Consider the following 14,400-nt stretch of genomic DNA (forward strand, 5'->3'; position numbering starts at 1 on the left):
CATACGTTAATCTAATCGTATAGACGATGCTTTATTAATCCTTCCATGCGCTTTGAACGGGCTCAAATCCTAACACTTTATCAGAAAGCAAGCGCGTTAAACGGCTGCTGCCGCTACCAAGACCGTTAAGTCTGATTTCTGCCATAATCGCTTGCGTTGGTTTGTCTTTGATATTTAAGTCATTATAGTAACGACGACCATAAACGGCAAAACCAAAACAGCAATCCTCATAATCGACACCAATTAACGAATCAAGCATCTTATCACGATTATAATCATACTGACCTTGCGCCAATACGCGCCAGTTATTATTAATAGGGAACACGGCTGACGCGGTAAATGCTGACAAGGGTAATTGGTCGGTGTTTTCATCACGCATACGCTTCACAAAACCGACGTTAAATAAGCTGTTGTCAGACGGCTGATAACGCAGCTCGGTGGTGATATAGTTTAAATCATAGCTATTGGTAAGCGCGCCACTCATATCTATCCAGACGTTATTATAAGGCTGGGTACTGGTATCCCATACCATCCCTGAAGACGATGATGTCAGGATAGGTTTCTCTTCATCAAGTGTCACGCGTCCATCATCGATGTAAAACTGCTCTGCAATGCTACCATCAAAACGTGTCACACCCGTTGCATCGATGTAACGATAGTTAATACCGGGGGTAAAGGCCTGCAAATCTTGCAAACGATCATGACCTAAAAACCAGCTGTCCGAAAAAAGCTGCTCATAGTTAATAGAGGCAACACGGGTATTAAAGTTAGGAATCTCGTTTTGGTCTTTATAGGGCGAATAGGTGTATTTTAAGCGCGGACTTAATAAGCGATAACCGCCCAAGGTATCGTCAAATGCACCAAAAGGTGAACCTGCTTGATAAAAGTGCAAACCGGCGTCAATACTGGCCTGTGGCACCAATACTGACTGGCTGCCATCGTCTTTATTAAGCTCGTTATCTGCTAAGCTGTCTTCATCATAAGAGGTATACAGATGCTGTAAGCTGAGCTTAGGTTTAATATAGCCCCAAGATCTTTCCATGGGGTAAACGGCGCTGAGTTTATTATAAATCCGCGTGCCACTTTTTTCATTTTCAGAGCCGTCATCGATAGACTTTTTAAAATAAGCGGTATCACTAACGCCGGTGATATCAAAGCTTTTTGCCCACGGTAAACGATAATCAAGCTTGAGCTGCGGCAAGCGCGAATAAGGTTTATCTTTATCTTGTAATACCTGTCCATTATTGGTGATGGCGTCTAGAGTCTGAAAAGTTTCTACCTTTAACTCGCCATTGACATAATCATTATAGTAATTAACCCGCGCACTGCGTGGTAGGTTTAAGGTATTGTCTGATAAACCTAAGGTATCAAAGTCATTGAGATAGTCTGCATCAGATACATAACTGTATTTTGCATCACCACTTAAGCGCGGAATGCTTTTAGATGACCAATAATGTTCATAAAACAAACTGCTGCGATCTTCGCCGTCATACTCTTTATCATTGGGCAGATATGAGCCATTAAAAATACCTTCGCCATATTCTTCAGTCAAATAACGAAATTCACCTGAGAGCATCGGGTTACGATTGGTATAAACACGGGTATTAAGGGTCGCATCATAGTTCGGCGCTAAATTAAAGTAATAAGGTACATCAACCTCAAGACCACTTTCGCTACTGATACTAGCATTGGGCAGTAAAACTCCGCTACTGCGTCGATTGTCTATAGGAAAGTTAAAATAAGGCAAATAGAAGACAGGCACATCAGCGATACGGAAGGTCGTATTATAAGCTTCGCCGCGACCGGTTTCGGTATCTAAGTCGATACTTTTGGCATCAAACTGCCATTTTCGGTTGGTGGGCGGGCAAGTGCTGAACATCACCTCATCAAGCTCGTATTGTGTCTCATTCGGTCGATTTAAGCGCTTGGCATAACCGTGTGCTTGTAGCTCTACACTGGCAAAGGCCACGTCTTTGGCCGTTGATTGTCCCGTCTCAGTATTATAATTTAAGCTGTCAGCAACCCCAATGAGACCACCTTTTGACGCTTTATCAGTAAGGCTGGTCTTATTATTTTTGCTATTATTGCTTTGAATGTTTCCAGCTTGGGGTGGAATAGTGGATGAATTGCCATTGGAAGTGGCTTGGTCGGTAAACATCACTTTACCTTGCGCCGCTGCCACGCCATTGGTTAAGTCTAGAACAATCTTGTCCGCTTCGATATGCTGGGTGCCTTGGTCAACTATGACATTGCCTGATAGCTCGGCATAATCGACATTATCATAGTAACCATAATCCGACTCGGCAAATAGCGGTGCTTGATTATTCGGAATGCCGTTTAGATTGGGTGCTGGCTGGCCATTACTCTCGCCTGTTTCATTAACCGCTCGTTGATAATTGGGGTTTTTCTTGGGGTAGACCCATTGACCTTCGCAGCGTTGGGCGCTGTCGATGGTATTTGGTAGCAGCTTTAAGTCGTTGCCTACGGGCGGAATGGTTTGCGCGGTAAACGTATTTTGAATATCATTTTGGTTGTTATCTGCTACATTATCATTGCTATTATTGTTTAACGTTGCAGGGTCAGTTTCAGGCGTTAATTCATAAAATTCTGCCAAGCGTCTGAGGCTTTCTTGGATGCTTTCATCACTGTCGTTAACTTGGCGGCTGTTAACTTTAGTCTCAGCTGTAGTAATATTATTTACTGGCGCAGCGGTATTTTTTTGATTGTTGTCATTAGCATTGGCATTGGCATTATTACTATCACTGCTGTCATTAATTTCTGTGACATCTATACTGGCATTATAATTGTTATTATCTAAAGCATTATAATTGTTATTATCTAAAGCATCATCATTGTCAAAGGTAGGATTAGTGGCTACAGAGTTATTTGTCCCTATATGATTAGCACTAGCTGCTGCATTTTCTATTGCTATGTTGTCAGTTAATCCATTGGTATTGTTATAGCCCGTATTTTGCTTATAATCGCTTTGATAACTGACGTCTTGATTGACAGTATTAATGTTGTTATTGATATTGTTATTGACGTCAGCCGCAACCTTTGGGGCATAAGCGCTAGCACTATCGACCGCTAACGGCTCAGTGGTCTGCGTATCTATCTGTGCATCATTATTAATAGCGGCACTGACGGCTAGGCTTGATAAGCCTAAGGCGCCAAATAAAATCAAACGGATGCTTTGGTAAAGCGGAGAATATAACAAGGGCACACCTATGTATGATTGTAGAGCCTATTGGATTGCGATCATTGGATTACTAGGAGTATTTTAGCGATATTTAACGGCTAATAAACCAGTAATTCATACGATAATCTCGAAAATCAGAACGTTTTACGTATAATGACGACTAATCATAGTCAAAAAAAACCAAATCAGCTACACTATTTAGCAAAATTTATCATATAGCTAAATATAACTGGGCGAGCTATTGTTAATAGACAGCTCAGATAGTAGCTTATAGACAGACTAGATCTATACTGAGTAATATAATATGGCTCGATGCATTAATTAACTTGCTTAGAGCCGTTGTTAGGCTAAGCCAAGCGCTTCCTATTTTAACAACTATTTGCCCCACTTATCACTACTTTAGTCATTTACGACTGATATTTAACCTGCGATGTTTTTTATGACCGATAAAACTATGTTAGAACCTAGCGTACCCGCTACTCGCCAGCAGCAATTAGAACAATGGCTGCAAGAAGTATTTGCCAATCAACCATTCATTCTTGATAGTTTGCCCGGTGACGCCAGCGCACGCCAATATCACCGTATCCAGCTACTTGACAATAATGAGGTAGAAACGGCGCGCTATATTGTCATGGATTCTGCTGATGAACAAGAGGCGTTGCAGCAGTTTATTAATGTGGCAAAACTGATGTCACCGGCAATCAATGTCCCAACGCTGGTCGCTCAAGATATAGAAAAAGGCTTTTTGGTATTACAAGACTTTGGGGCGGTAGAGTTTGCGCATCTATTAGTAGATGCGCCGCCTGTACAGATTAATGATTATTATCAATTGGCGATGCGTACTTTGGTTGACTTGCAAACAGTGCCAGTAGCCACCGCAAAAGCTGAGCACCAATTGCCAGATTATGATACGGTACTTTTAACCCGTGAGATGGATTTGTTTAGCGAATGGTTTATCCCTTATATTGGCGTGGAGCTTGAAGAGACGCTATGGGAAAATCTTAAAGCTGTTTTGATAGCTGAGATTTTGGCACAGCCGCAGGTGATAGTGCATCGTGATTATCACAGTCGCAACCTTATGCAAGACCAGGCAGATCATACGCGCTTAGGCGTCATTGATTTCCAAGATGCGGTAGTAGGCTCGTATACCTATGATTTGGTATCGTTAGTACGAGATGCCTATGTAGAATGGCCGGAGAGTCAAATCACAAGTTGGGTGCAGGATTGTTGGCAATTACAAAAGCAGGCAGGGCTTGTGACCGCTGATAATGCGGCTCAGTTTGAAAACGATGTCAATGTCATGGGCGTACAACGGCATTTAAAAGTGTTGGGTATTTTTATCCGTTTATTTGAACGTGATGGAAAGAGTCGCTATTTGGCCGATATCCCAAAAGTCATGCGTGACTTGATTTTTGAGCTAGAATGGCTGGCAGAATATGGTAATCCTGATATGAAGCAGGCAGTCGGCCCGTTTAATGAATGGTTGCGAGAGATTATCTTGCCTGCTTATCAAAGTAAATTTGTGCAACAATATATCTAAATAAATACATCTAAATAGCATTAATAAAGTAAAAGTGGTTAAAACATTAACCGCCTTTATAGTGTTTAAAAGTCAATAATTAACAATAGACAGCCAACAATAAGGAGCGCGTATGTCGGTAATAACGCAAGCAATGATTTTGGCGGCTGGCAAGGGTACGCGCCTGCGTCCGCTAACACTTGAGACGCCAAAGCCTTTGGTTGAAGTCGGCGGGCAACCACTGATTGTCTGGCATATTAAAGCGCTACAAGCTGCTGGCATTACTGATATTACTATTAATGCGTCATGGCTTGCGGATAAGCTGATGCAGGCACTGGGCGATGGAGCCGAATATGGCGTCAAGCTCCATTGGTCGGTTGAAGATGATGAGCCGCTTGAGACGGCTGGCGGGATTTTTAACGCGCTACAAACAGGCAAGCTGCAAGATGCGCCCTTTATCTTAGTCAACTCTGATGTTTGGACGACCTATGATTTTGCTCAGTTGCAGGACTATACGCTGGGGCCTGACCAATTGGCTCATTTATTGTTGATTGACAATCCTGAGCATAACAATGGTGGTGATTTCGCGATCAATAATGGACTGGCAATCGAGCAGCCGATTGCTGATGCCGACAAATATACTTTTGCGGGTATCAGCGTGGTATCAGCTAGACTGGTCGATGGGCTGGTCTCAGGGCAGCCAGCGCCACTTGCACCACTGCTAAAGCAAGCAATGCTAAAATTTCAAATTACCGCTGAAGTAATTAAAGACAATTGGATAGATGTTGGTACGCCTGAACGCCTAATGCAAGTGAACGAATTTATCGAAACTCACGGCGTCGATGATCATCGCGGCGCATAAACTGTTCTACGACAGTTAAGATTCAAGCAAATAAAAAAGCAGGGCTGAATATTATAATATTCAGCCCTGCTTTTTTATGGATATAGGAATGTAGGTATAAGGATAAGTTTTAAACACCCATTGCCAGTTTAATTAACTGTGCAATGGTAAAGATAACCAAAAACCCCGCCACATATAAGCCAATAAACCATGCCCATTGTGACTGTTTTTTACTGAGCTTTTTCATAACTATTTCTCCGTAATCTCCTATAACGTATTCTTAAGCTCATTGAGCCAAGCACAGCTATTATCCATTATGTGCAATAGATAATAGCCAAGGCTATTCTGCTTTAATACATATGCTCATGGTCAGTTTTGCCCTTAAAGGTATAATAAGCAAAAGCGGTGTAGCTCAAAATGATTGGCAGCATAATACCGGCACCGATGAGCATAAAGGATAGCGAAGTATCGGCAGCAGCAGCTTCATAGATGGTCATCTGATACGGTACGATATACGGGAATATGGCAAAACAAACCCCGATATAGCCCATCAAAAATAGTGCGACAGTCAATAAGAACGGACGATATTCACGTTCGCTGGTCAGATCTTTACGCATCAAGAAAAATAACAGCACCACGATAATTGGCATCGGAGCAAGATACAGCAGACCTGGGAAACTAAACCAGCCTTCAAGCGCATCAATCCCTGAGAAATACATAAATACCGTTACCGCAATCATCGCCACAATTAAAGCAGAGAGCAGCCAGCCTGAGACTTTACGTGCCCATACTTGTAGGGTATGTTCGGTTTTAATAATCAACCACGTAGAGCCCAATAAAGCATAGCCAATTAATAGGGCAAAGCCACACATAATTGAGAAAGGTGAGAACCAATCAAAAGGACCACCGGTATATAAACGATTACTGGCTTCTAAACCTTGTACCAATGCCCCAAGCATAATACCTTGGGCAAAAGTCGCCACGACAGAGCCGATAAAGAAGAAACTATCCCACACATAGCGGTGCGAGGTGGCTTTAAAGCGGAACTCAAACGCCACGCCGCGCATAATCAGACCAAATAACATAAAGATGACGGGCAAATAAAGACCGGTCATAATGATGCCATAAGCGACAGGGAAGGCGGCGAATAAACCACCTCCGCCGAGCACTAGCCACGTCTCATTACCATCCCAAAAAGGGGCGATAGAGTTCATCATGCGGCTGCGGTTTTTATCGGAGCCCGCAAATGGAAACAGAATACCGCAGCCCAAGTCAAAGCCATCAAGCAAGACATAAATAAACACAGATAGAGCAATTAAGCCGCCCCAAATTAAGGGTAAATCTAATACATCACCATAGTTAAACATTAGCGTAACCCTCCATCATCGACATCGTCAGCAGGTTTATCCAAGTCGCCTTCACGCCCTTTGGTTTTATCAGCCGCCTGCTTATCACCGCTCAAGGTACGACCTTGTCCTTCAGTGACAGAATGCTCATAGAATTGATCTTCCGACGGATCTTCGTACGGTTTTGGTCCTTGGGCAATCAGACGTAGGATATAAAAACTGCCCGCCCCAAAGACAAAGACATATAGCACGATAAAGCCAATCAAGGTTGTCGCAACTTGCTGCGCCGCAACCGGTGACATACTTTCAGCGGTACGAATGACACCATATACTGTCCATGGCTGACGACCCGTTTCGGTCACAAACCAGCCAGCAAGTAGCGCGATAAAACCAAGTGGTGTCATCATCATCCATGCTCGGTGAAATAGCTTACTCTCAGGGTTGAACTGTTGTTTTTTAAAGTACTTATAAAGACTAAACAGACCGACGAGCAACATCAACATGCCGATAGCAACCATGATACGGAACGACCAAAAAACAATAGGAACGTAAGGTCGATCTTCTGGTGCCCAGTTCTTAAGTCCTTTAACTTCACCGTCTAATGAGTGCGTTAAAATTAAACCTGAGGCATAGGGGATTTTAATTTCGTAATGGTTTTTTTCCGCTTTTTGATCTGGGATGCCAAATAAGACAAGAGGCGCACCGCGCTCGTTTTCCCACAGACCTTCCATCGCCGCTACTTTAGCTGGCTGATGTTCTAAAGTGTTTAGACCATGCATATCACCAATCAGTACCTGTGCTGGTGCGACAAATATCGCCATAATCATCGCCATGCCTAGCATGACGCGACCGTGTTGTCGATGTTCAGCATGTTTTCTGGACTGTAGATAATAAGCACCAATACCACCAATCACAAAGGCGGTGGTCAAAAATGCTGCCGTCATCATATGCGCATAGCGGTAAGGGAATGATGGGTTAAAGATAATCTCAAGCCAATTGGTTGGATATAGCAGCCCATCAGCGCCCATCAAAAAGCCTTGCGGCGTTTGCATGAAGCTGTTGGCGGCCAAAATCCAAAATCCTGATATCATCGTACCGATAGCGACGATGGCGGTTGAGGCAAGGTGCATACGCTTACTTACCCGTCCCCAACCAAATAGCATAATGCCTAAGAAAGAGGCTTCTAAGAAAAACGCTGTCAATACTTCATAGGCGAGTAGCGGACCTAGGATATTACCGGCTCTGTCTGAAAACACCGCCCAGTTGGTACCGAACTGATAGGACATTACCACGCCCGAAACCACACCCATACCGAACACCACGGCAAATATTTTTACCCAGTGTTTATAAACTTCGGCATAAATAGGCTCACCGGTTTTCAGCCAACGATACTCAAGCACCGTCAGCCAGCTGGCAAGTCCAATAGAAAAAGCGGGGAAAACAATATGCCATGAGATAACGAAGGCAAATTGGATACGCGCGAGCATCAACGCATCAAGTTGATCAATCATAAATGTAGCAAACATAAACGGTTACCCTTATCTGTTAGCTGAATAGCGCTGGCTTCCATGATACGCTCAAGTAACTGTCCGTAACCGTCCATCAATCAGGGCGCTCATTATTACGGGCAATGGCTAAGTATTATTTAGCGGCAAATGTGGTTAAGACAAAACCTTTGGCTAACATAGCGTCAATAACGGCTAGGCTCTAGTAACTACTAATCAGTCATCTAAGCAGTAATCGCTGCTATATCTTTATAACTACTAGTTTATAATTACTAAATAGTTACTATTTAGCTAAAGTAAATAATTCATATCCTTACAAATTATTAAATATTCATCAAATGACGGTATTGCTGATATTTGGTACTTAAGTATTATGCGCCCGCCCATTCGTACACGCAAGTTGCACAATATGGTTATCGCACACCTATTAGTCATAAAGTATTTACAATGTTAGTCAAATAAATTTCAAATAACAGTCATTGTTTAAATATTGTTATCAATATATACATAACAGTAATATGAAAATACATGTTTTAACAATAGGCGTTTACCTTTTTAGGAGTAATAAAAAGTTGAGGGTGTGTGCTATTAGCTAGGTGTGGGCGCCTAGCTAATAGTAAAACCATATTCATGTCCTAATACTGTGTTTTATTGCTGTAATTGTTGATGCAAAATACGGCGTAAGGTTAAAATGGTTTGTGGGTTTTCTTGAATGCTATGACCACCATTAATCACCGTCTCCGACGCTGCACCATCAAGATGCGCACTGGTATAAGGTACGATACCGTCTGATAAGCGCTCTGTTAAGGCTTGCCCAATCTCACCATCGACCGTCACTGCCGCAATGAGCGGCTTGCTTGGTAATTTATCTTCATCAGATGCTAACTCATTAGTATTATCGGTATCGATAGTTCTAGTTAAACTGTCGTCATCTTCTGCTATCTCATGCGATAAATCGAGCTTGGCGCCGGCGGGTTGCATTTCTGCCAAGCCTTTGGTGATATCGGCATCGTTATTGGCGATGATTGAATGATAGGTGATGCGCTTATTGATACTGATGTCTTTGGTTAATTGAATAAAAGAAGATTTGTCGCTTAATTGACTGGCGCCATTTTGTAGATATAGCGCACCGAGCGGGTTTTGTGCCAAGTCGCCTTGAATAGCAAGCGTTGCTAAGTTATCAGTGACTGTTTTTACCAAACCAACGGGCAAATAAACAATGCGGCGTAGCGCACGGGTAAACCAACGGTCGGCATAATCGGTACCGCGAAAAGGCGACGATAAAAATACTGCTGTATCGACTTGCGGTAAGGCTTTTAGCTCAAAACGCTCTCGTAGCTGCTGTTGGCCAAATGATTCTTTCAGCGCGTCACGTATTTTGCGCTTCTCATTCATTGACAGGACATTTTGGTCGTCCAGTCTGTCCAAGTCATCGACCAAGTTCTCATCAGAAAGCATCATACGGGCAATGATACCGCCCATACTATGGCTAATAATGACGCTATTTTTGCTAGCAATATTTTGCCCTTTAGGGTCTGTTTGCTCATAAGTTGCATTGATGAGCTTTTGGATTTGGTAACGATTTTCTAGTATAGGCAAGTTGGTTGGATAAAAAATTTGCCAGACTTGATAATTATTACGCAATTTATCGTCATTAAAAATATCGTTGGTCAAATTGACCCACGTTGCTGGGCTTGATGCCAAACCATGTAGCATAATGATGACACGCTTATCAGGGTCATAAGGCTCTAACATAAAGAGTTTTGGTAAGCTGGCTTCTTTTTGGCGGGTAATCAGGTTTAAATAACCGACGCCATCGAGCTGATTTTCTGCCAGCCATAAGCCGTACCCTGCCGAAAAGTTGGCGGCAAGCGGATAGTCATCGCCCAAGATATTGGCGCTCTCACTGCGGTACGGGTTATATAGATGAATATCGAGCTGCTTGCTGCTCAAGGTATCGAGCACGCTATCACCAGCAGGCTTAATCAAACCGGTCATCAGTAAATGTCCGGTTGGATAAATGCGTGTGCTGGCATCATCGCTGTCTACATTTGCCTTTGCTAAGTTGTCCTTTACTAAATCATCCTTTGCGCTGTCATCTGCATTACCATTACGGGCTTTTTGAGGGCTGGCTTCTTGATTGAGCCTGCCTGACAACGAGGACACCAATAGTTGGCGAATGGTGGTGGTATAGCGATCATCTAGTGAGGCGACCAAGCTGATACCCAAACCTGGGCGTTTACTAATGGAGTTCAATCCGGAGAGGCGCAGCTCGTAGGTCGAGACCAAATCCGCTAAGGCAGAGGTTTGTTGATTGGCGTTTTTTAGATAGTTATTTTCATTGGGCAAATAGACATTGAGATTATAGTCGTCTATTTGCATTTTCATGACTTTGATTTGATCGGTTGGCTGACCGGTTACGGCGGTACGATTGGCAATCGCGGCTTGCTCGCTGTTATGACGGCTACTTGCTGTGGTTGGTAAATATTCTGTTTTGGTATTGCCCATCATTTTATTGCTGCCGTCAGCCGACTGATAGAGCTGGGTGATGACATCGTTACTGGCGGCGTTATAAATATCTTGGGTTTGGATATCCACATCGCTTGGGATACGGCTTTTCGCCTGTGACCGAGCGATCTCTTTATCCGCGCCTTCAAAGTCATGTTCTAGGCTGTCATAAAATAAATAGGTATAACTGGATTTGATGGCATCAAAAAGCCTGCCTTGATAACCAACCAAGCAGCTATCGGTTCTTTTTTGCTGTGCCTTGGCATCATCATCGCTTAAAGGGGCGTTGGCATAGTAAGGGTCAAGTGGTGGGCGGGCAAGGGCATTGCGGCAGTCTTTGGATGCTGCAAGCTGGCGTGCTTTGGCATAATGCAATTCGGCAAATACCGCCAATGCGGGACGATAGTGCTCATTGAGCATGCTGTCCGTAAGCTGCGTTAAGCACAGATCAAACTGATGCATACAAGCTTGCTCGTTGAGCCCTGCTGACAATAAAGCCGAGGCCGTATCACTACTGAGTTTTTTATCGGTGACGATGTTGCCGCGCTGAGCAGAAATGGTCTTGGCCGACGCCTGTTTATTGACAGAAATAGTACTACAAGCGGGCAATATTGCCATTGCTGCAACTACCGCCAATAGGGCAATAGGTTTTTTATTTTTAGAGGTTGGCGTCAGTGCCGCATTGGCAGGGTCAGCGAAAATCATAGGTAATTCCAGTGAATAATAGTCAGGAATGCATCATGAATAAATGACAAATCACTCATTCATATATCAGCATGAGTGTAGCGTAACTTTTGTGCTGCGCCTATCGTATTTGATGGCTTATATTCAAATATCGCAAAATACTGTCGGTTTTTAATGCCGCATTGTGGGGCTCAAATAAAAGCGTTTGGAATTTAATATTTAACTAAGTGTTTGAAAAAAATAGCATAGGTTAAAACATAAAAATTGCCAGTTCGGTGCAAGGCGCGTGCTTAGCGAATAAATAAATCCGTAAATAATCTAGTAATAGTTAGCTTAGCGTTTGTATTAGACGAAAAAAAGCGTCTTTATTTTATACTGCCATCATAGCAATATAAAACAAAGACGCTAGAGTTGCGCGCTCAAATTATTGATAACGAGGATTTAAGCGCGATTTTTAGTAATGAATGTTACTTTGCTTGATATGTAAACTATCAATACTTAAACAACACTTTATTAAGTACTTGGTTTAATATTTACATCTGGTGCAGGGATATCCCAAATATAGAACTTACCATCTTCGATAAGTTTGATTTGTTGGCGAATCACCGCGTTGTCAGGCACTTGTTGTGCTAAACGGCGCAAACGCTCTAAGGCTTTATCGCGGCGATCACTTAATACGTCAGATTGCGCCAAGCTTTGTTCGGCTTCGGTATAGCCTAGGCTGACCGCTTGATCGAGATATTTTTGACCTTCTTTAAAGCCGCCGCCTTCTGAGAGCATCATGCCATAGATGAAATTGGCTTCACCACTATTAGGTTTCAGTTTAATCGCACGGTCGACATATTGCCCGCCGCGTACTGTGTACTCTGAGCCTAAGTCTAAGTTGCGTCCCATGCCATTGAGCTTGGCTGCACGAATCAAGACGTCATAGGAAGCATTTGGCGCTTTGGCATACGGCTCAATCCATTCGGTCATGACTTTGATTTTTTCACGGGCGTTATGACGTTGGGTGCGGTTAGGGAAGTTTGGCGGATAATGGCGCGCATTTGGCGACACCTCTTTAATAAAGTCATCGAGTAAGCTGACGTCCAGCTTATCGGTACCAAGTCCTTGCTGCTGCGGTATTAGCACGGTCGGCACAAAGCTAATATCTGAGATATTGACTTGCGGTGCTGGGATGTTTGGCAGCTGACCGCTACGTAAATCGATACCCGTTGCAGTCATTGGTCCACGCTCATAAACACGTGTGGTGCCTGTCAGTTCAGGGGCGTTTGGTGCTGGTACGGCTGGTGGCTGAGCCATGTTAGTGGTATTTAAAGGCGCACGGTTTGGTTGGGCGTTAGCCTGTTGAACATTGCTTTGTTGCGCATTGTTGCCTTGAGTAAACGTTGGTTGCGCCACGTTATTTGGTTGAATGCTATTCTGCTGAATGTTAGTTGGAGTCTCAGTATTCATTTGCGCGTCAGCTTGAGCTGTACTGACAGCAGTATTCGGCTTGGCTAAGCGAATCACACGTTTAGTAGAATCGATTGCGCTAGGTACTGCGGTACTAGTAGAGGCAGCTGCTGCGGTATCAGCTTCTGCTGCATGAACAGGGGGAGATAGCATCATGGCACAGGCAGCGGCTAATGCAGTTAAAGTCGCAAACTTCGGCGCTTTGTGAGAGGTAGTAGGGTGGTTAATCGCTTTCATAAAAATAGTTACCTTATTTATTTAATAATCATTTTGTTTGCTGAATCGTTAGTTATCAATCCATCCGTTGATTAGTGGTTATGTTTTAGTATTCCGTAAAATCGTACAAATTTTTCATACCCTAGCAAATTAATCTGAGTGCTAACAGTAGTAGGATTGTTAAAAATGAATAATAACCCGTTATCGCTAGCTGTTATCGCAAAGACTTATCCTAATATAATAGTGGCTATATGCTAGTGCTTATTATAGAGGATAAACGGTTATAGATGATAAGCGGTGGCTTTCATGCGATTGGCCATCCAGCGCATGCTATGACGTACCGGTGGCGACAATGCCGCGCCGCCATTGGCCAGTGCTAACTCGCGATGGTGCAATTCCTCAATGTCCATTTGCGCCAGTATTTCTCTTGAACGTTTATCTTGTGGTGGTAATTGCCCAATATGGTCTTGCAAATGCTCGCTGACTTGTGCTTCAGTTTCTGCGACAAAGCCCAAACTAAACTCATTGGAGATAGCACCTGCTACCGCGCCAAGCCCGAAAGACATGCCATACCATAATGGCGTAAAAATACTAGGGTGGCTGCCAAGCTCATCCAAACGGGTCTCGCACCATACCAGATGATCGACTTCTTCTTCAGCCGACTGTTGCATCGCTTGCTTGACGTTATCGTCCTTTGCCGCAAACGCTTGCCCGTGATACAGCCCTTGAGCGCATACTTCGCCAGTATGGTTGATACGCATCAATCCTGCGACATGACGCGCCTCAGTAATACTGAGCTCAGGAATCTCATCACTACTCACGGGCAGGGGGCGGGTGCTAGGATTTGAATGCGGCACGACCGCTCGCAATGCCTTGTCCACCCCAAGTAATAGCTGATCAATTTTTGATAAGGGACGCAGGGCCATGGTTCACTCCTGATGGCTGTGTTTATTATAAATATATTTACGATTAACAGGTTTTAGCTATCTACATTTTTCTTACGACAGCACGTTTAAGCGTATAGCAAGCACTGTTTGTAAGCTGCCTGATTTGCTGATAAGCCTTACTATAGCAAACAACTATAACAAACAATATAGAATGTCGGCAGCAAAATTAATGGCTTAACG

The 14,400-nt window shown here is 43.4% G+C and carries 9 protein-coding genes; 2 read left to right on the forward strand and 7 right to left on the reverse strand.

Going from position 1 to position 14,400, the window contains the following annotated elements:
• Nucleotides 1-34 precede the first annotated feature (34 nt).
• Nucleotides 35-3,217, reverse strand: a complete 3,183-nt coding sequence (locus tag B3Q63_RS06025; protein WP_296174872.1) for an LPS-assembly protein LptD — start codon at nt 3,215-3,217, stop codon at nt 35-37.
• A 412-nt stretch (nt 3,218-3,629) separates the two neighbouring features.
• Between B3Q63_RS06025 and B3Q63_RS06030 the strand changes: the two genes are divergently transcribed.
• Together B3Q63_RS06030 and murU are read left to right on the forward strand one after the other, a co-directional pair.
• On the forward strand, nt 3,630-4,739 hold the full coding sequence (locus tag B3Q63_RS06030; protein WP_414706316.1) for an aminoglycoside phosphotransferase family protein: 1,110 nt from the start codon (nt 3,630-3,632) through the stop codon (nt 4,737-4,739).
• 112 nt (nt 4,740-4,851) lie between these two features.
• The gene (gene murU / locus B3Q63_RS06035) at nt 4,852-5,580 is read left to right on the forward strand and encodes an N-acetylmuramate alpha-1-phosphate uridylyltransferase MurU (protein WP_296174877.1); all 729 of its coding nucleotides are present in this window, start codon (nt 4,852-4,854) and stop codon (nt 5,578-5,580) included.
• A 109-nt stretch (nt 5,581-5,689) separates the two neighbouring features.
• Here murU and B3Q63_RS13090 read toward each other — a convergent pair whose 3' ends face one another.
• The 6 genes from B3Q63_RS13090 to coq7 all read right to left on the reverse strand — a co-directional run bounded on the left by B3Q63_RS13090 (nt 5,690) and on the right by coq7 (nt 14,193).
• Entirely contained in the window at nt 5,690-5,806 is a 117-nt protein-coding gene (locus tag B3Q63_RS13090) for a DUF2474 domain-containing protein (protein WP_372829867.1), read from the reverse strand.
• Between the two features lie 103 nt (nt 5,807-5,909).
• Nucleotides 5,910-6,926 (reverse strand): cytochrome d ubiquinol oxidase subunit II, encoded by a 1,017-nt coding sequence (gene cydB / locus B3Q63_RS06040; RefSeq protein WP_201565654.1) that lies wholly within the window; start codon nt 6,924-6,926, stop codon nt 5,910-5,912.
• Complete coding sequence (locus tag B3Q63_RS06045) at nt 6,926-8,431, reverse strand: cytochrome ubiquinol oxidase subunit I (protein ID WP_414706317.1); 1,506 nt, start codon at nt 8,429-8,431, stop codon at nt 6,926-6,928. The genes cydB and B3Q63_RS06045 overlap by 1 nt, the downstream gene beginning before the upstream one ends.
• A 627-nt stretch (nt 8,432-9,058) precedes the next feature.
• On the reverse strand, nt 9,059-11,623 hold the full coding sequence (locus B3Q63_RS06050) for an esterase/lipase family protein (protein ID WP_296174880.1): 2,565 nt from the start codon (nt 11,621-11,623) through the stop codon (nt 9,059-9,061).
• Nucleotides 11,624-12,115: 492 nt separating this feature from the next.
• The gene (locus B3Q63_RS06055) at nt 12,116-13,294 is read right to left on the reverse strand and encodes a tetratricopeptide repeat protein (RefSeq protein ID WP_296174883.1); all 1,179 of its coding nucleotides are present in this window, start codon (nt 13,292-13,294) and stop codon (nt 12,116-12,118) included.
• A 260-nt stretch (nt 13,295-13,554) separates the two neighbouring features.
• Complete coding sequence (gene coq7, locus B3Q63_RS06060) at nt 13,555-14,193, reverse strand: 2-polyprenyl-3-methyl-6-methoxy-1,4-benzoquinone monooxygenase (protein WP_265089279.1); 639 nt, start codon at nt 14,191-14,193, stop codon at nt 13,555-13,557.
• Nucleotides 14,194-14,400: the final 207 nt, after the last annotated feature.

Origin of the sequence: Psychrobacter sp. UBA2769 (genome assembly GCF_002352555.1) — a bacterium.
GTDB lineage: Bacteria > Pseudomonadota > Gammaproteobacteria > Pseudomonadales > Moraxellaceae > Psychrobacter > Psychrobacter maritimus.

What these genes read in the sequence shown, in the direction of transcription:
- murU (WP_296174877.1), top strand. Translation starts at nt 4,852, where the DNA reads ATGTCGGTAATAACGCAAGCAATGATTTTGGCGGCTGGCAAGGGTACG.
- B3Q63_RS06050 (WP_296174880.1), bottom strand. Translation starts at nt 11,623, where the DNA reads ATGATTTTCGCTGACCCTGCCAATGCGGCACTGACGCCAACCTCTAAA.
- B3Q63_RS06055 (WP_296174883.1), bottom strand. Translation starts at nt 13,294, where the DNA reads ATGAAAGCGATTAACCACCCTACTACCTCTCACAAAGCGCCGAAGTTT.
- B3Q63_RS06030 (WP_414706316.1), top strand. Translation starts at nt 3,630, where the DNA reads ATGTTTTTTATGACCGATAAAACTATGTTAGAACCTAGCGTACCCGCT.
- B3Q63_RS13090 (WP_372829867.1), bottom strand. Translation starts at nt 5,806, where the DNA reads ATGAAAAAGCTCAGTAAAAAACAGTCACAATGGGCATGGTTTATTGGC.
- cydB (WP_201565654.1), bottom strand. Translation starts at nt 6,926, where the DNA reads ATGTTTAACTATGGTGATGTATTAGATTTACCCTTAATTTGGGGCGGC.
- B3Q63_RS06045 (WP_414706317.1), bottom strand. Translation starts at nt 8,431, where the DNA reads ATGTTTGCTACATTTATGATTGATCAACTTGATGCGTTGATGCTCGCG.